Here is a 17545-nt window from a genome sequence, read left to right as displayed (position 1 = left end):
GTCTGTGTGCTTAGGACAGACAAGTTGTACAACACTACCCGTTTTGTATAGCTAAGCTCATAAAAAGCAAAGCATCAGGCAACGGCGCCTATCAGTCGTTCCTTTTTCATCTACGGTCAATGGGCCGCCCACATCGAGAGGCAAGGATGACGACCATCGCCCCCCCGCACAGCGCTGGCGCTGATCACGATCAGCCACTGGCCGTAGCACATGCGGCCGTAGAAGCCCGGCTGGCGGCATTGCTGCCATCGGCAGGTCACGAGCGTGACCTAGTGGTTGCGGCCATGCGCGACTGCACCCTGGCGCCAGGCAAGCGCTTGCGGCCCTTGCTGTTACTCTTCACGGCACAAGGCCTGGGCGCGTGCCCACACGCCGCGCTCGACCTTGGCTGCGCCGTGGAGATGGTTCATGCAGCCTCCCTTGTACTGGACGACCTCCCCTGTATGGACAACGCCGCCTTGCGCCGCGGTCGCCCTACCTTGCACCTGGCGTTTGGGGAAGATGTGGCAGTGTTGACGGCCATTGCCTTGCTCTCCCGTGCATTCGGGGTTGTGGCGGGGTTGCAGACGGTCGGGCCGGATGTGCGCAGCGACCTGGTCGTGACCCTCACCTCGGCAATCGGTGCCGATGGGCTGGTCAAGGGGCAGTTGCAGGATCTGCGCGACGGTGCACGGCCGCGCACGGCGGCTGAAATTGCCGAGACCAATCAACTCAAGACCGGGGCCTTGTTCTCGGCCTTGCTGGGTATGGCCGGCCGGTTGGCGGGGGCTGGCGAAACCCAGCAGGGCACCTTGCAGCAGTTGGCGGGGGAATTGGGGCAAGCGTTTCAATTGCACGATGATTTGCATGACCGTGACCCTGAGAGCGGCAAGAGCATGGGGTTGGACCAAGGCAAGTCGACCCTGCTGGCCATGTGTGGCGAGATGCAGGTGCGCCAGCGGTTGGAAGCCCATTTGCAGAGCGTCGAACAGTGCCTGACCAGCCTGGGCCTTCAGGCCTCACCGATTGGCGGGGTCTTGCGAAAGGTGTTCGCTGCGAAGGGTGTGCCGGCTGGCGGCAGCACCGTATGGCGTCAAGGCCTGAGCGGGCTTGCGGTGGGTGGGGCAGTCGTGCATCACGTGTAAGACGCAGGACGACGTGCCACAGCGCGAATCCGAGGGTCTACGCGGTCTCGTGTAGGACCGGCCTAGCCGGGGCGCCGGACCGGCCCCAAGTTTTTCAGCTCGCCGGGGGCCCGGCGCGGTCGCTCCTCCACGGGGCCGCGGATCCTTCAGAGGCGAACCTAGGGCGCCCCAGCAATTCCAAACTCACTGATCCAATCGCCTGGCATGCCTGGCAAATACCTTTTCCAGCAGTTCCCACATGACCGGGTCAAGGCTGAACGCCACGTTGAAACGCATCCAGCCCGTTGCCCTGGCGTCCACCATGAACAGCTGACCAGGGCCGAGCATGATGCCTTTTTCGAGCGCGTCATCGAGCAACAGCGCGCTGTCGGGGATCGAGGGATGGCGGGTCCAGATGTACATCCCCTCGTCCGATTCCGTGAACAGCTCGAAGCCTAGTCGGTGCAGATGCGCACCCACCCGTTGATGCGCCTCGGCCAGGCGTTGACGCAGGCGCTTGAGGTGCTTGCGCCAGCGACCGTCGATGATGGCGGCGTAGACGACCCGCTCCATGACCTGCGAGGTGGTCAGGCCCGAGCGCATTTTCAGGTGTACCAGTTGTTGCGCCAGTTCCGGATTGGCCAGCAGGTAGCCCACCCGCACATTGGGTGAGATGCTTTTCGAGTAACTGCCCACGTAGACCACCTGCTGCAAGTGGTCAAGGCTGGCGAGGCAGGGTTGCGGTTCGGCGATCATGTCGGCGTACAGGTTGTTTTCGACCAGCCGCAAGCCATGCTGGCTGGCCAGTTGCAGCAGGCGATGCAACTGCGGCAGCGGTGTGCGCGAGCACGTTGGGCTGTGCAGGTGAGGCTGGGTGAAGAAGGCCGTGGGCCGGTGTTGCGCCAGCAACTGCTCGAGCTGATTGAGGTCGTAGCCATTGGGCGTGCGCGCCACCCCCAGCAGCGTTGCGCCTTGGGTACGCAGGATGCTCATCAGGTTGGGGTAGCCAGGGTCGTCCACCAGCACCACGTCACCGGGGCGGACCAGCGTACGCACGGCCAGGTCCAGGGCCTGGCTGGCGCCGTGGGTCAACATCAGCTGAGCGGGATTGGCGACGATCGACAGATCCTGCTGCAGGTTCTGCGCCGTCAACGCGCGCAGCTCTGGCAACCCCATGGGATCGCCGTAACCGGACAGTTCCAGCGGGCTGCCAGCCACCTGCCGCAGCCCTCGGCGCAAGCCGTCTTCGTACATCCAGTCGTTGGGCAGCCAACCGCAGCCTGGCTTGAACGGCAACTGCCGGGTTTCGAAGATCTGCTGCAGGTACCACTCGGTGTTGAACGTTGGTCGGCTTGCGTCAGGGTCTGCCGTGTGCGTGTCCAACAGCTCAGCGGCAGCCCGATTGACGAAAAAGCCAGCGTTGCCGCGGCTCACCAGCAGCCCTTGGGCGACCAGGCGATCGTAGGCTTCCACCACGGTGAACGTGCTGACCGAGTAGGTGGCGGCGAAGGCGCGGATCGACGGCACCTTGGCGCCAGGCTTGAGCGTCTGGGTGTCGATCAGGGTGCGCAGGCCGTCGATGATCTGGTTGACCAACGGTGTGGAAGCGTCTGGATTCAATTGCAGCATGGGGGACCTTCAGGTGTGTAACGCCAGGTGCTGGCCCGGTGTATAGGGTTGGCGACCTGTACAGTGCAGTGCGAGTTTCATGCCACTGTGCATGGCTCTCTGCGATGGACATTTTTACATTAGGTGTCGGATATCGCCACACAAAGCATGTTCAGTTCGCTCCAGGCCTCAGCCCTGGGGCGCGTCAGCAGGCCGCCATGGATGGCCTGCGTGTGTTCGTTCACACCTCCTGCGCGCATTAGCACTGATGTACAGGTGAAACCGCCAGCCATCGGGGTTTCACGGTTTTCCTTGGATAAAAAGAAGCACGGGGTACACAACTGATGGACGCAACATCCACATCCACAACCACCACCGCGAACGGCGGGCACGAGAGCAAGCTCAGTGCCTCGCTGAAGTCGCGCCACCTGACGATGATGTCCATCGCCGGGGTCATCGGCGGCGCCTTGTTCGTAGGATCCGGCAGCGTGATCCACAGCGCCGGGCCGGCCGCGGTGCTGGCCTACCTGGCAGGCGGCATCCTCGTGGTGCTGATCATGCGCATGCTTGGCGAAATGGCAACGTCTTCACCCGACACGGGCTCGTTTTCCACCTATGCCGACCGCGCCATTGGGCGCTGGGCTGGCTTCACCATCGGCTGGCTGTACTGGTGGTACTGGGTCATTCTCATGGCCTGGGAAGCCTACGTAGCCGGCAAGATCCTGCACGGGTTCTTCCCGGACGTCAGTGTCAACGTGTTCGTGCTGGCCACGACGTTGCTGCTGATCACGGTCAACTTCTTCAACGTCAAGCATTACGGGGAGTTCGAGTTCTGGTTCGCGCTGATCAAGGTCATCGCGATCGTCTGCTTCCTGATCGTCTGTACCGCAGCGGTGCTCAACATCTGGCAATTCGGCGAGGTGCGGGGCATTACCCACCTCACCGCCGAAGGGTTCATGCCCAATGGCATCACCACGGTCATCGGAGCCTTGCTGGGGGTGATGTTCGCATTCCTTGGCGCCGAGATCGTGACCATTGCGGCCTCCGAGGCCAAGGACCCGGCTGCGCAGATCGTCAAGGCCACCAACTCGGTGGTATGGCGCGTGTGCCTGTTCTACGTAGGCTCGATCTTCCTGATCGTTTGCCTGGTGCCGTGGAACGACCCGCACCTGGGCGTCTCCGGCTACGGCGCCTATCGTCGTACCCTTGAGCTGCTGGGCGTGCCTTACGCCGAGTTGCTGATGAACTTCGTGGTGCTGACCTCGGTGAGCAGTTGCCTGATCTCCGGCCACTACACCGCCTCGCGCATGCTGTTCTCCCTGGCTCAGCGTGGCGACGCGCCGTCGTTCTTCAAGATCACCCGTGCCGGCACTGGCGTGCCGGTGTACGCGATCATGGGCTCGTGCGCGGTGGCGGTGGTGTGTGCGCTGATCAACTTCAGCGAGACCCTGCGCCCCAAGGACGTACTCGACACGCTGATGAACACCACGGGCATGATTGCCCTGCTGGTGTACCTGGTGATCGCGTTCTCCCAGCTGCGCATGCGCCGCAAGCTGATTGCCGAAGGCAAGGAAGTGCGCCTGAAGATGTGGCTGTTCCCGTGGCTGACCTACCTGGTGATCGCCTTCATCGTGGCGGCCCTGGTGACCATGGCGTTCATGCCTGACTACCAGATCCTGGTGATCTCCACCGGCATCGCGGCGGCGCTGGTGGTGGCGATGGGGGTTGTGCACCAGATGCGCAGCGCGCCTCGACACTAAGGCTCATTGGCTTTGCGAAGCGGCCGGCTCNNAGGGGCCGGCCGCTTCGCGTTTTGGGCGACAGATGGCATATGCTTCAGAGCATCGCTCATCGGAGAACGTCGCCATGTCCTGGTCTGCAACCCAGTATTCCTTGTTCGAAGACGAACGCACCCGGGCGGTGCGCGATCTGCTGGGGGCCGTGCCGCCGCGCCCGGTGCGACACGCGACCGACCTGGGCTGCGGGCCGGGCAATTCCACCGAGGTCCTGCTGCAACGTTGTCCCGACGCGCAGGTGACCGCGCTGGACAGCGACCCAGACATGATCGAGAAGGCCCGAGCGCGCAAGCGGCTGTGCATCCCGCGCGTGCACATGGCCACGGCGGACATCGCAGGCTGGTCCGCCCCTGAGCCCCAGGACCTGATCCTGGCCAACGCCTCGTTGCAGTGGGTGCCCGACCACGGGCAGCTCTACCCGCACCTGGTGCGTCAGCTCAGCGAAGGGGCGAGCCTTGCGGTGCAGACGCCCGATAACCTGGAGGAGCCCGCGCACACCGCGTTGCGCGAGATCGCGCGCCGAGGCCCGTGGGCGGCCAAGTTCGACGACTTCACGTTGCCGCCGCGCCATGGCGCGGCGTTCTACTACGACCTGTTGAGCCCGCTGTGCGCCCGCGTCGAGGTGTGGCGCACCACCTACCACCACCCGTTGGTCGACGGCGCTGAGGGCGTGGTGCAGTGGTTCAAGGGTTCGGCCTTGCGGCCTTACCTGGCGCGGCTGCAGCCGCAGGAGCAGGAAGACTTCCTGCAGATGTACCTGCAGGCCATGCAAAGCGCCTACCCGCCAGCGTCCGACGGCAAGGTGCTGCTGGCGTTTCCGCGCTTGTTCGTGGTTGCCACCCGTTAAGTCGTCGGGTGAGGTGTCGGTGCAGCGCAGACGGTTGTCGATCCTTCCCCATAGGCGTATAAACTGCTCCCACTTTTTGAGCCGGTCGCTTCCTGAACCGGCCGCTGAAACAAGAGAGTCGACATGGGCGCACAGTGGAAAGCCAAACATAAAGAAGCCGCGGCCAATGCCAAGGGCAAGGTCATGGGCAAGCTGTCCAAGGAAATCCAGATTGCCGCCAAATCCGGCGCCGACCCGGACATGAACCCGCGCTTGCGCCTGGCCATCGAACAGGCCAAGAAGGCCTCGATGACTCGCGAAACCCTGGAGCGAGCCATTCGCAAGGGTGCCGGCCTGGATGGCGATGCCGTGCAGTATGCGGCTGTCAGCTACGAAGGCTTTGCCCCGCATCAGGTTCCGCTGATCGTTGAATGCCTGACTGACAACGTCAACCGCACAGTGGCGCAAATTCGTGTGTTGTTCCGCAAGGGTCAGCTAGGGGCCAGCGGCTCGGTCTCCTGGGACTTCAATCATGTCGGCCTGATCGAAGCCACCCCCAACGGTGACGCTGATCCTGAGATGGCTGCCATCGAAGCCGGGGCCCAGGACTTCGAAGAAGGAGAAGAGGAGGGGGCTACCCTGTTCATCACTGATACCACCGACCTGGACGCTGTGCAGAAGGCCCTGCCGGTGCACGGTTTCACCGTCACGTCGGCCAAGATCGGCTACATCCCGAAAAACCCGGTGAGCGCTTCGAGCCTGAGCGCCGAAGCCCTGGCCGAAGTCGAGGCGTTTCTCGAAGCCATCGACGAAAACGATGACGTCCAGAACGTCTACGTTGGCTTGACGCAGTAAGCTCGAGCCCCCTTTGCCGATGCTGCCCATTGCCAGGCGTGTTGTACAGGTGATGGCTGGGCAGCGCTGCACCGGGGCGTGCCCCGAGCTGGAGCTGCCGTGAATCCTGCCTTTGCCACGCTCAGCCTTGCGCACCTGCGTGCGCTCGACCACCTGCTGCAGGTGAAGAACCTCAGTCGGGCGGCTGAGCGCCTGGGCGTGAGCCAGTCGGCCTTGAGCCGTCAACTGGCTCAACTTCGCGAGGCCTTCGACGATCCGCTGCTGGTCCGCCAAGGCCGGGGCTACGTACTGAGCGAGCATGCCCAGACGCTACGCGAGCCCTTGCGCCAGGTGTTGGACGAGCTGCAGGCACTTCGTCAGCCTGCGGTCTTCGAGCCTGCCCGCTGCCAGCGCCGCTTTTGCCTGGCTGCTTCCGATTATGTCGCCGAGCATATGCTGCCTTTGCTGGTGACGACGCTGGAGCAGGAAGCGCCAGGCATCAGCCTGGAGTACCGCACCTGGCAAGCCGGGCAGTATGACTTGCTCGCCAGTGGCGAGATCGACCTTGCCACCACCCTGTTCGACGAATCGCCGCCCAATGTGCACGGGCGTCTGCTCGGCGAGGATCGGGCGGTGTGCCTGATGGCGCAGGACCACCCCTTGACTGTCCATGGGTGGGTTTCGCAAAGCGATTACCTGGCGTGCAGGCATGTACGGATCTCCGGGGGCGGGGACAAGGACAGCTTCATTGACCAGCACCTGCGTGCACAGGGCCTGCAACGGCGCATCAGCCTGCAAGTGCCGTTTTTTTGCGCCACGGTAAAGGTGGTCGCCACCAGCCAGGCAGTGGCTACCGTACCCGAACACATCGCCCGCCAATTGTGCCGCCTGCATCCGCTGGCCTGGCGACCGTTGGGGTTCGTCGAGCACAGTCAGCGTTATTGGGTGGTGTGGCACCAACGCCTGCAGGCATCGGCCGAGCATCGCTGGTTTCGAAACCGGGTGTTCGAGCTGTGGCGCCAATCGCAATTCGGTGTACAGGGCGGCCTTGCGCATTTGCCATAGCAGCTATGCGCAAGGCGCGGTTCTTCGCGCAGGCGACGCGCTCTACACTGCTCTCTGCCAGCCGCCGGCGCGCATTGACCGCCACCAGGCGGTGAGGCGCCCACCACAGGAGCACGTGCATGACCCCCGAAGAGTTTCGCCAGTATGGCCATCAACTGATCGACTTGATCGCCGATTACCGCCAGACCGTGCATCAGCGTCCGGTCATGGCCCAGGTCGAGCCCGGTTACCTGAAGGCGGCCCTGCCGCCGGCCGCGCCGCAACAGGGCGAGCCCTTCGACGCGATTATCAAGGACGTGGATGGGTTGATCATGCCGGGCCTGTCCCATTGGCAGCACCCGGATTTCTACGGTTATTTTCCCTCGAACGGGACGTTGTCCTCCGTGCTGGGGGACTTCCTGAGTACCGGGCTTGGCGTACTGGGGTTGTCGTGGCAATCGAGCCCAGCATTGAGCGAACTGGAAGAAACGACCCTGGACTGGCTGCGCCAGATGCTGGGCTTGTCGCCGCAGTGGAGCGGGGTGATCCAGGACACCGCCTCGACCAGCACCCTGGTCGCGCTCATCTGTGCCCGTGAGCGCTCGAGTGATTACGCCTTGGTCCGTCACGGGCTTCAGGGCCAGGACAAGCCCCTGATCGTGTACGTCAGCGCCCATGCCCACAGTTCGGTGGACAAGGCGGCGTTGCTGGCAGGCTTCGGTCGCGACAATATCCGCCTGATCGCGACCGATGAAGCCTATGCGCTGTGTCCGACTGCGCTGGAGCAGGCCATCGAACAGGACCTGGCGGCTGGCAATCGGCCGTGTGCGGTCGTCGCCACCTGTGGCACCACCGCCACGACGGCCCTCGATCCGCTGCGCGCCATCGGCGCCCTGGCCCAGCAACATGGCCTGTGGCTGCATGTGGACTCGGCCATGGCCGGCTCGGCGATGATAGTGCCCGAGTGCCGCTGGATGTGGGATGGGATAGAGCTCGCCGATTCGGTCGTCGTCAATGCGCACAAATGGCTAGGGGTCGCGTTCGATTGCTCGGTCTATTATGTGCGCGATCCCCAGCACCTTGTGCGCGTGATGAGCACCAACCCCAGTTACTTACAGTCTTCGGTCGATGGGCAGGTCAAGAACCTGCGCGACTGGGGTATACCCTTGGGGCGCAGGTTCCGCGCGTTGAAACTATGGTTCATGTTGCGCGCAGAAGGTGTCGAGGCCTTGCAAGCCCGGCTGCGCAGGGACATGGACAATGCCAGGTGGCTGGCCGAGCAGGTGCGCGCGGCCAGCGACTGGCAGTTGCTCGCCCCAGTGCCGTTGCAGACGCTGTGCCTTCGGCATTGCCCTGAAGGGATGGCCGGCCAGGCGCTGGACGCTCACACCCGAGCCTGGGCCGAGCGCCTGAATGCATCAGGTGACGCCTATGTAACCCCCGCCGTACTAGACGGGCGCTGGATGGTACGTGTGTCGATCGGCGCCCTGGACACCGAGAGGGAGGACGTGCAACGCCTCTGGGCCAGGCTGCAGCACGTGGTGCAGGGCTGACAACGATGGCGCAGGTAACCGTTGCCACGAGAAAAAAGAGACTGCGGTGATGATTGAACTTCCGCGCTCCCGGTATCTCTTCTAGAATCCTGCTGCCACGCCCAATCGGGGCGTGCGCGCGGCTTCATAATGGCGCAGCGCGGTTTTGCGTCCACTTCGAGAGAGCCATGAGTTCCAGTACCCCGCTGTCCGGCGTCAACCAACCGCTTCGTGGCATCGTGTTGGTGGTGTGCGCCACGTTCATGTTCGCCAGCCACGACGCTTTGTCCAAGTTCCTGGGGGGGCTGTACCCCATCGTGATGGTGGTGTGGGCGCGGTACGTGGTGCACACGCTGTTGATGGCTGGCATTTTCCTGCCTCGCTCTGGCCTCAACGTGTTGCGCACCCGGCGCCCGCTGCTGCAAACCTTGCGCGCTTTGAGCCTGCTCAGCACCAGCCTGCTGTTCACGTCTGGGTTGCAGTACCTGCCGCTGGCCGAAGCAACTGCGGTCAACTTCCTTGCACCTGTACTGGTCACTGCCTTGTCCGTGCCACTGCTCAAGGAACGGGTCACGGTAGCGCAGTGGGTGGCAGTGGTATTGGGCTTTCTCGGGGTGCTGATCGTCGTGCACCCAGGCGGGGCCCTGTTCACGCCCGCCATCCTGTACCCGTTCGGCTCGGCGCTGGGCTTTTCCTTCTACCAACTGCTGACCCGCATTCTGGCGGCGCACGACAGCCCGACCACCAGCAACTTCTATGCAGGGCTGTGCAACACCCTGGCCATGAGTGCGCTGGTGCCGTTTTTCTGGGAAACGCCGCGCTGGGACCATGCCTTGCTGATGCTGGCGCTGGGTGGTTTCGGCATGACCGCTCATTTGCTGCTGACCCAGGCCTTCCGTTTGGCAGCGCCTGCGCTGTTGGCGCCCTTCAGCTACTGCCAGATCATCTTTGCGGGCCTGCTGGGCCTGGTGTTCTATGGTCAGACCCCCGATACGCTCAGCCTGATCGGGATTTGCGTGATCTGCCTTAGCGGGCTGGGGGCAGCCTGGATGCAACGGCGGCGTTAGCCACTGGCCAGTGACACTGCAGATGTGAAAGGCAGTGCTGCTGCCAATTCGAAGTCGCTTGGGTACAAACGTGCTTGCCGGTTGCGTGCTGCAATGATTTCAGGCGGCCGGCCTGATTTGCGTGCTCACAACCCCAAGGAATCACGCTCATGCACATGCCCGATACCCTCAGAATTCGCAATGGCCAGAAGGCCGTGGCGACGTTCTCGGCTCAAGAATATGCCCGCCGGCATGCCGAGGTGCGCGCCCTGATGAGCGCTCAGCAGCTCGAAGCACTCGTCTTGACCTCCTATCACAACGTCAACTACTACAGTGACTACCTCTATTGCGCGTTCGGACGCGCCTATGCCGTGGTGATCACCCCTGATCAGGTCGTCCTGATCAGCGCCAACATCGACGGCGGTCAGCCGTGGCGCCGGTCGGCACCGACAACATCGTCTACACCGACTGGCGGCAGGGCAGTTTTTTCACCGCCCTGCGCCAGGCGCTACCGCGGGCAGGACGCATCGGCGTGGAGGGCGACCACCTGACGCTACACACCCATGCCGCGCTCGCGGCGTGCTACCCGCTTGCCGAGCTGGTCGATATCAGCACCGCCTGCATGCGCTTGCGCCTGATCAAGTCGGCTGAAGAGCAGGCCCTGATACGCCAGGGGGCACAGGTCGCCAATGTTGGCGGCGCGGCGGTGATCGAGGCGCTGGCTGACCAGGCGCCGGAGTTCGAGGTAGCCATGCATGCCACCCAGGCCATGGTCCGGGACATTGCCAGGCGCTTTCCCGACAGCCAGTTGATGGACACCTGGACGCTGTTCCAATCCGGGCCCAACACCGATGGCGCCCACAACCCAGTGACCAGCCGTCGTGTGAGCAAGGGTGAAATCCTCAGCCTCAACTGCTTCCCCATGATCAGCGGCTACTACACCGCATTGGAACGCACACTTTTCCTCGATCATTGCCCGGACGAGTACCTGCGCCTGTGGCAGGTGAACGTCCAGGTGCACGAGGCAGGCCAAAGCCTCGTCCGTCCAGGCGTACGTTGTTGCGACATTGCCGCTGAGCTCAATGAAATCTACCGCCAGCATGACCTGCTTCAATACCGCACCTTCGGCTACGGCCATTCCTTCGGCGTGCTTTGCCACTACTACGGGCGCGAGGCCGGCTTGGAGTTGCGCGAGGACATCGACACCGTACTGGAGGCGGGCATGGTGGTGTCGATCGAGCCCATGATCATGCTGCCCCAGGGCCTGCCAGGGGCAGGCGGCTATCGCGAGCATGACATCCTGGTGGTGACCGAGCAGGGGGCAGACAACATTACCCAGTTCCCCTGTGGGCCGCAGCACAACGTCATCTGCCAATAAGCGACAAGCGCGCTGTCATCGCAAAGCTGCCAGGCGGCGCTGCGCAGAAGGCGAAACACCGAACAGTCGGCTGTACGCCTTGGAAAAGTGCGCCGCCGAACCGAAGCCGCAGGCCAGCGCGACGTCGCCAACTGACGCGTCGCCTTGCAGCAGCAACTGCCTGGCGTGGGACAACCGCAGTTCCTGGTAATAGCGTGTAGGCGTGCGCTGCAGCTGGTGCTTGAACAGGCGCTCGAGCTGGCGCACGGTGATGCCGTTCAGGTTGGCCAGCTCGCTGGGCGCCAAAGGCTCCTCAAGGTTGGCTTCCATGATTGCAACGACTTGGCTTAGCCGCGGTTGCGCAGTGCCCAGCAAGGTCCTTAGCGAAACGCGCTGGCGTTCGCGCTCGCTACGCACACGGTCGCACAGCAGCAGCTCGGCGGCCTTGGCGGCAATGCCCTGGCCGCCCGGCTCGCGAGCCACCAGTTGCAGCATCATGTCGATGGCGGCGACACCGCCTGAGCAGGTGTAACGGTCGCGGTCCAGTTCGAACAGCTGCTGCGAGCATATGATGTTCGGGAAGCGTGCTCGCAGCGTTGGCAGGTCCTCCCAATGAATGGTACAGCGGTAGCCGTCGAGCAACCCCGCCTTGGCGAGCATGTAACTGCCGGTGCAGATGCCCCCAATCGGCAGGCGTTGTTTGGCCCGTTCGCGCAGCCAGCGCAGGTAAGCCCCGGTGGCAGGGCCGCGCTCGATGGGATTAGGGCCCACTACCAACAGTACGTCCAGCGCTGGCGCGTCATCGAGCGTGCAATCGGGCAGCACGCGCATGCCGTTGCTGGCGGTGACCGGCGCCCCTTGTGCCGCGATCAGTACGCTGCGAAAAACAGGCCGGCATGCCGCCAGGTTGGCCATGCGCAGGGTTTCGACCGCCGACGCCAGGCCGATGGTGGTGAAGTTGGGCATGATCAGAAAACCGAATGTCTTGACCGTGCCGGACTGCGGATTTACCGAAGCGGGGTGGACCATTGGGCGATTCCTGTGCAAGCTGGGGCATAGTTTGCCCAGAAGGTGGCTGCAAGTGAACCCAGAAAACCTGTTGGCCCAGTTGCCCGGCTACCCGTTGGCTGCCGATGCGATCGAAGTGCTTCCGGATGCCCAGGCCTACCGGGCCTGCCTGCTCGAGCGTATCGGCGCAGCCACCCGGCGTATCGTCATCGTGGCGCTTTACCTGCAACATGACGAGGCCGGCCAGGAGGTGCTGGACGCACTCTATCAGGCCAAGGCGGCGCGTCCAGCGCTTGAAATAACTGTCGTGGTGGACTGGTTCCGGGCCCGGCGTGGCCTGCTGGGGGCGGGCAGGCAGCCTGGCAATGCAGCCTGGTACCAGGCCGAACGCCAGAGCCGCCAATTGGACATTGCGATCCATGGCGTGCCTGTGCAGACCCGCGAGCTCTTCGGAGTGCTGCACCTCAAGGGCAGCATCATCGATGACTGCGTCATCTACACCGGCGCCAGCCTCAACAACGTCTACCTCCATCGGTTCGACCGTTACCGGCTTGATCGCTACCACCTGTTCCACAGCAAGGCCCTGGCCGACTGCATGGTCGACCTGGTGCAGCGGCTGCTCCACCCGCAGGCCACGCCGCGCCTGGACCTTCCAGCGCCTTCCACCGCCGATCTTCGCAGTGACATCCGCCGCCTGCGGGCACGGATGCGCCGGCTTACGTACGCACCGGGCCCTGCAACCGAGCCGGGGCACCTGCGGGTCATTCCGCTGATCGGCGTTGGCAGGCGCAATGCCTTGAACAAGACCGTGTGCGCGCTACTGGCCGTGGCCCGGGAACGTATCGTCATCAGCACACCGTATTTCAATCCGCCTCGCGTCGTGATGCGCGAGATTGACGATGCGTTGGCACGAGGCGTGCGGGTAGAGTTCATCGTCGGCCATCGTACCGCCAATGACTTCTACGTCCCTCCGGGAGAGCCATTCCATGCCAGCGGGGCATTGCCTTATCTGTACGAGGACAACCTGCGGGCCTTTGCGCGGCGTCGCGAGCCTTTGCTGGCCAGCGGTCAGCTGAAGATCAGGCTGTGGAACGACCCAGGACACACCTTTCACGCCAAAGGCGTGTGGGTCGATGAGCGTTATTGCCTGCTGACCGGCAACAACCTGAACCCACGCGGCTTCAACCTGGACCTGGAAAACGGCCTGCTTATCGATGACTCCCTTGGGCAATGGCGGGGGCCGTGCGAGAAGGAACTCAGCGCATTGCGTGAGCACGCCCCGGCTATCGATTCTGCCCGCGCATTGGGCGTCAAGGCCGAACACCCCAAGCCCGTGCGCAAGCTGCTGCGCAGGCTACGCTATAGTCGGTTGGAACCGTTGATCAAGCGGGTGTTGTAGGGCAGGGACGGGTAGTTGGCCTGCTCGATGGTCGATTGCGTTGATCGGCCAGGCACGCTGTTGGTCCACCCAGTGCATCCCAGACAATAGGCGCTCAAGGAATGGAAGCAGCTTTTGGCACTGATTCGCCGCGCAGCCGTGTGATGCGCCATCTTGTATTTGCCTTTTCGAGCCTGCTTTTGTTGGCGATGACGCTGGGGCTGGTGTCGCTGTACCGCATCGCCGTTTCGCTCGATGAGCGGGAGCTGGAACAAAGCCGATTTCATGCGGGCGCGGCCCTGGCACAGTTGCACAAGACCGAGCGCAGCTACCTGTGGACCCATGCTTCCTGGCAGGCTGCCTACGATCATCTGGCGCGTCCAGCAGACCGGCAATGGGCGTTCGAGGAAGGTAACGTGGGTGCCACGCTCTACAGCGATGATGGCTATGCAGGCGTGTTCGTCCTTGACGATCAGGGTACGCTCTATGCGGTCGTGCAAGGGCGTTTGACCGACCTGGGTTTCGATCACTTCAGCCCCGAAGGCCATCGCGTCCTGCAACAGGCCCGCCAGGCCATGGCGCAACAACAACCGGCATCGGGCTACATCATGTTTGCTGGCCAGCCTGCGGTCTTCACCTCTGCCGTGATACGTCCTCCTGCGCTCGCCGACAGCCTGGCGGAGCATAACTCGGTGATGGTCTTCATTCGGATGATCGAAGCCGACTTGCTGAGTCAGATGGGTAAGACGGCCGGCCTCACGGACCTGGCTATCACCGCGAGCGACTATGCTGCGCAAGACATGGGGCATTTGCCACTTCAGGAGGTTCCCTATCGTTTGACCTGGCGCATGGACCAGCCCGGTAGCGATTTGCTGCAAGCGGTGTTCGCACCGCTGGCTGTGGCGCTGCTCATCATCCTGGCGCTGATGGTACTGCTCGCACGCTATGCCATGCGCACCAGCGCCGACATTGACCGCGGCTACCATCAGCTGGCTATTTCCAAGCGGGCACTGGAGGCCAGCGAAACGCGCTTCAAAGCCGTGGCCGAGGCGGCCTCCGACTGGATCTGGGAGACCGATGCGCAGCAGCAGCTGATCTATCTTTCACCACGCTTTGCCGAATTGACCGGGCACGACGTCCAGAACTGGCTGAATCAGCCGATCTGCACCTTGTTCGATTGTGAAACCGGTCATGTCGAAACCTGGCTGCACGGCCTGGGCGCCAGCGAGTCTACCGGCACGCTGCGCTGCCAGTACCTGGACAAGGCCGGGCAGCGACGCGAATGCCGAATTGCGGCCAGAGCCATCATCGAGCACAACATCTGCAAGGGATTCCGCGGAACCTGTACCGACATCACCGATGAGGTGGCAGCCCATGCCCGAATTCAGCACTTGTCCCAACATGATGCCCTGACCGGGCTGCCCAACCGCAACAAGCTGTTCCGCTTCCTCGAGGACAGCGCCAAGGTGTCGCGGGCCGTGCTGATGCTCGACCTGGACAACTTCAAGCCGATCAATGACAGCCTCGGCCACCCGGCCGGTGATGCGGTGTTGATGGAGGTGGCGATGCGGCTCGGTCAAATGACCCGTTCCAGCGATCTGGTCGCGCGCCTGGGTGGCGATGAGTTCGTGATTGTCCTGATCGCACCGGGCGCGCGTGATGAACTCGACCGGTTCTGCGCCCGGCTCATCGACACCCTCAAGCAGCCAATGGCGGTGGAGCACCATAAGGTCCAGGTAGGCGCCAGCCTGGGTGTGGTCATGTCCGACGATTACCCGGGTGGCCCCAGCGACCTGATCCGTTATGCCGACGTGGCGCTGTACGGGGCCAAGCAATCGGGCAAGAACACATGGCGGTATTTCTCCACGCAGATGAGCGCTGCGCTGCTTGAGAAGCGTGTACTCGAACAGGAGCTGCGCGAGGGCATCCCCCGTGGGGAACTACGTTTGCATTTCCAACCGCGGTTCAAGGTGGATGGCGTAACGATCGCCTCCGCCGAAGCGCTGGTGCGCTGGGAGCACCCCCGCCTTGGGTTGTTGATGCCGGATGATTTTGTCGGCTTGGCCGAACAAAGCGATGTGATCGTATTGCTGGGCAATTGGGTGCTGCAACAAGCGTGCAGTGAGGCGGGCGCTTGGCCGCTCGAAGTGATCGTGTCCGTGAACATGTCGCCTGCCCAGTTCAGCCGTAGCGACGTGGTGCGCGATGTGGCCGAGGCTCTGCGCACCACCGGGCTACCTGCACACCGGCTGGAGTTGGAGATCACCGAGAACGTGATGCTCAACGATGTCGAAGGCGCGCTGCAGACGATGAACGCGTTGAAGGAACTTGGCGTGCGCTTGAACATGGACGACTTCGGGACAGGCTATTCATCACTGGGCTACCTGCGTACCTACCCGTTCGACAGCATCAAGATCGATCGTCGGTTCGTTCAGTCGCTGGGCAAGAGCAGCAGTGACCGCAGCGTGGTGCAGGCGATCATCAGCCTGGGGAACGCAATGGGCATGACGGTCACGGCCGAGGGGGTGGAAACAGCAGAGCAGCTCGCCTTGCTCAGTGATGACCAGTGCCATGAGGTCCAGGGATACTTTTTGAGCCGGCCGGTGAACAATCAGGCGCTGATCAAGTTGATGACCTCGGCGGCCACCCCGTCATATACCTCGGATTGAACAGGTCTGGAGGGGCCTTGCCGGGGCGCCGGACCGGCAAGATTCAGGTTTCATGCACACCCGGTCACAGCAGCAGGAAAGTCTGGCGCACGCGGTCGTCAACTGCTCTGAAAATCCTGCGCGAGCGCATACAATCGCCGCCTTTACGAACCACTTCGATAGGCTACACCCGCCATGGCGCTAGACCCACCTACCATGCTCACCATTTCCATAGCCCTGGCGGCAGCGGCTGCGCTTTACCTGGCGATAGAGTGGCGCAGTGTCCGCGAGTCGTCGCTGCTTTACTGGAGCGCCGGTTTTGCGACCATCACCGTCGGTTGCACGCTGGCGCTGCTGCGAGGCGTTGGCCTCTTGTTCATCGGCATCTGGTTTGCGAATGGCCTGCTGGTCGTGGCCCATGGGCTTTTCCTGCTAGGCGTGCTGCGCTTCACCCAAGACCGAATTTCGCGCGCCTGGCTGGTGATCGTGCTGATCTGGTTTGCTCTGTTGTTGCTGCCTGCAGGCCCGGAGTGGTCGAAAGTCATGCTGATGGCCAACTCGCTGCTGGTTGCCGCCCTGACCCTCAAGGCCAGTAGCCTGCTCCAGCCCCATGGGCAATCGCTGAGCGTAGGTGCAGTCCAGTTGCGGTATGTGCTTCTGGTGCATGGGTTGTTCTACGTGATCAAGGCGATCATTGCGATTGCGCCGGGCACGTTGATTGACCTGGCCAGTTTCGGAGGGTTGATCATCCAGGTCTCCCTGGTGGAAGGCGCCATGGCGATCATGATGATCGCCTTGTCGATGACAGGCACGGTTCGTTACCGTCGCGAAGAACGTATCGCTCGGCTGGCAGCACGGGATCCGCTGACTGCGCTGTACAACCGGCGTGCCCTGGAAGTGCGTGCGGGGCCTTTTTTCAAGGAGGTCAGCAATGTACGGCCTGCGGCGTTGTTGATGATCGATATCGACAACTTCAAGCTGGTCAATGACCTGCATGGGCATGCGGCAGGAGACAGGTTGCTGGTGGCGTTGAGTGAAATGATTCGTACGGTGTTACCAGAGCGCTCTTTGGTCGCGCGGTTAGGCGGGGATGAGTTCGTGATTTTGCTCAGTGGGGCGAGCCGTGAAGGCGTCCTGGGGTTGGCCAAGGGTTTGCGGGAGCAGTTTCAGGCCTACGCCGGCGGGGCGGTACCGACACCTGCAGCGGTGACGTTGAGCATTGGGGTGAATGTGTTTGACCAGGCGCCAGCGAGTCTGGCGGCGTTGATCGAGCAAGGGGATGCGGCGCTGTACGCGTCCAAGCGCGCAGGGCGGAATAGCATTCGATTCGTAGAACGGCAGGTCGCCAGTGGTGGGTTTTCTTGA

12 protein-coding genes and 1 pseudogene are annotated in these 17545 nt (G+C 62.9%); 11 read left to right on the top strand and 2 right to left on the bottom strand.

The features are described 5' to 3' along the window. Window positions 1-146 precede the first annotated feature (146 nt). A complete protein-coding gene (locus tag B2S33_RS21350; protein ID WP_145280067.1) occupies window positions 147-1124 on the top strand; it encodes a polyprenyl synthetase family protein in 978 nt (325 codons plus the stop codon). Window positions 1125-1307: 183 nt separating this feature from the next. Here the strand turns inward: B2S33_RS21350 and B2S33_RS21345 are convergent, their stop codons facing one another. Then, complete coding sequence (locus B2S33_RS21345; RefSeq protein WP_027914807.1) at window positions 1308-2732, bottom strand: PLP-dependent aminotransferase family protein; 1425 nt, start codon at window positions 2730-2732, stop codon at window positions 1308-1310. 323 nt (window positions 2733-3055) lie between these two features. On the opposite strand from B2S33_RS21345, the gene B2S33_RS21340 reads away from it, so the two are divergent. The 7 genes and pseudogenes from B2S33_RS21340 to B2S33_RS21310 all read left to right on the top strand — a co-directional run bounded on the left by B2S33_RS21340 (window position 3056) and on the right by B2S33_RS21310 (window position 11167). Then, on the top strand, window positions 3056-4471 hold the full coding sequence (locus B2S33_RS21340; RefSeq protein ID WP_288651042.1) for an amino acid permease: 1416 nt from the start codon (window positions 3056-3058) through the stop codon (window positions 4469-4471). A gap of 106 nt (window positions 4472-4577) precedes the next feature. Continuing rightward, complete coding sequence (tam, locus tag B2S33_RS21335) at window positions 4578-5354, top strand: trans-aconitate 2-methyltransferase (RefSeq protein WP_288651040.1); 777 nt, start codon at window positions 4578-4580, stop codon at window positions 5352-5354. A gap of 123 nt (window positions 5355-5477) precedes the next feature. After that, window positions 5478-6188 (top strand): YebC/PmpR family DNA-binding transcriptional regulator, encoded by a 711-nt coding sequence (locus tag B2S33_RS21330; protein WP_280078163.1) that lies wholly within the window; start codon window positions 5478-5480, stop codon window positions 6186-6188. Between the two features lie 99 nt (window positions 6189-6287). Beyond that, window positions 6288-7232: a LysR family transcriptional regulator gene (locus B2S33_RS21325; protein WP_104926291.1), complete on the top strand. Its 945-nt coding sequence runs from the start codon at window positions 6288-6290 to the stop codon at window positions 7230-7232. A 119-nt stretch (window positions 7233-7351) separates the two neighbouring features. Then, window positions 7352-8764 (top strand): DOPA decarboxylase, encoded by a 1413-nt coding sequence (locus B2S33_RS21320; RefSeq protein ID WP_280078164.1) that lies wholly within the window; start codon window positions 7352-7354, stop codon window positions 8762-8764. Between the two features lie 167 nt (window positions 8765-8931). Continuing rightward, a complete protein-coding gene (locus B2S33_RS21315) occupies window positions 8932-9810 on the top strand; it encodes a DMT family transporter (RefSeq protein WP_023535082.1) in 879 nt (292 codons plus the stop codon). Window positions 9811-9959: 149 nt separating this feature from the next. After that, window positions 9960-11167 (top strand): annotated as a pseudogene (locus B2S33_RS21310) (M24 family metallopeptidase). Between the two features lie 15 nt (window positions 11168-11182). On the opposite strand, the gene B2S33_RS21305 reads toward B2S33_RS21310, so the two are convergent. Beyond that, window positions 11183-12175, bottom strand: a complete 993-nt coding sequence (locus B2S33_RS21305; RefSeq protein WP_288501153.1) for a GlxA family transcriptional regulator — start codon at window positions 12173-12175, stop codon at window positions 11183-11185. 52 nt (window positions 12176-12227) lie between these two features. Here B2S33_RS21305 and pssA point away from each other — a divergent pair, with 52 nt between their 5' ends. The 3 genes from pssA (at window position 12228) to B2S33_RS21290 (ending at window position 17545) form a co-directional block, all read left to right on the top strand. After that, on the top strand, window positions 12228-13553 hold the full coding sequence (gene pssA / locus B2S33_RS21300) for a CDP-diacylglycerol--serine O-phosphatidyltransferase (RefSeq protein ID WP_280078165.1): 1326 nt from the start codon (window positions 12228-12230) through the stop codon (window positions 13551-13553). A gap of 101 nt (window positions 13554-13654) precedes the next feature. Beyond that, window positions 13655-16201: a bifunctional diguanylate cyclase/phosphodiesterase gene (locus tag B2S33_RS21295; protein WP_288651036.1), complete on the top strand. Its 2547-nt coding sequence runs from the start codon at window positions 13655-13657 to the stop codon at window positions 16199-16201. A 195-nt stretch (window positions 16202-16396) separates the two neighbouring features. Then, window positions 16397-17545, top strand: coding sequence for a GGDEF domain-containing protein (locus tag B2S33_RS21290; RefSeq protein ID WP_288651034.1), 1149 nt, complete (start codon window positions 16397-16399; stop codon window positions 17543-17545).

It is taken from the genome of Pseudomonas sp. UBA5568, from assembly GCF_002425525.1.
GTDB classification, from domain to species: domain Bacteria; phylum Pseudomonadota; class Gammaproteobacteria; order Pseudomonadales; family Pseudomonadaceae; genus Aquipseudomonas; species Aquipseudomonas fulva.
This window is presented reverse-complemented; position numbering and strand designations above follow the sequence as displayed.

Excerpts from the sequence above, each read along its gene's own strand:
- B2S33_RS21350 (WP_145280067.1), top strand. The coding sequence starts at position 147 with ATGACGACCATCGCCCCCCCGCACAGCGCTGGCGCTGATCACGATCAG.
- B2S33_RS21345 (WP_027914807.1), bottom strand. The coding sequence starts at position 2,732 with ATGCTGCAATTGAATCCAGACGCTTCCACACCGTTGGTCAACCAGATC.
- B2S33_RS21340 (WP_288651042.1), top strand. The coding sequence starts at position 3,056 with ATGGACGCAACATCCACATCCACAACCACCACCGCGAACGGCGGGCAC.
- tam (WP_288651040.1), top strand. The coding sequence starts at position 4,578 with ATGTCCTGGTCTGCAACCCAGTATTCCTTGTTCGAAGACGAACGCACC.
- B2S33_RS21330 (WP_280078163.1), top strand. The coding sequence starts at position 5,478 with ATGGGCGCACAGTGGAAAGCCAAACATAAAGAAGCCGCGGCCAATGCC.
- B2S33_RS21320 (WP_280078164.1), top strand. The coding sequence starts at position 7,352 with ATGACCCCCGAAGAGTTTCGCCAGTATGGCCATCAACTGATCGACTTG.
- B2S33_RS21315 (WP_023535082.1), top strand. The coding sequence starts at position 8,932 with ATGAGTTCCAGTACCCCGCTGTCCGGCGTCAACCAACCGCTTCGTGGC.
- B2S33_RS21305 (WP_288501153.1), bottom strand. The coding sequence starts at position 12,175 with ATGGTCCACCCCGCTTCGGTAAATCCGCAGTCCGGCACGGTCAAGACA.
- B2S33_RS21295 (WP_288651036.1), top strand. The coding sequence starts at position 13,655 with ATGGAAGCAGCTTTTGGCACTGATTCGCCGCGCAGCCGTGTGATGCGC.
- B2S33_RS21290 (WP_288651034.1), top strand. The coding sequence starts at position 16,397 with ATGCTCACCATTTCCATAGCCCTGGCGGCAGCGGCTGCGCTTTACCTG.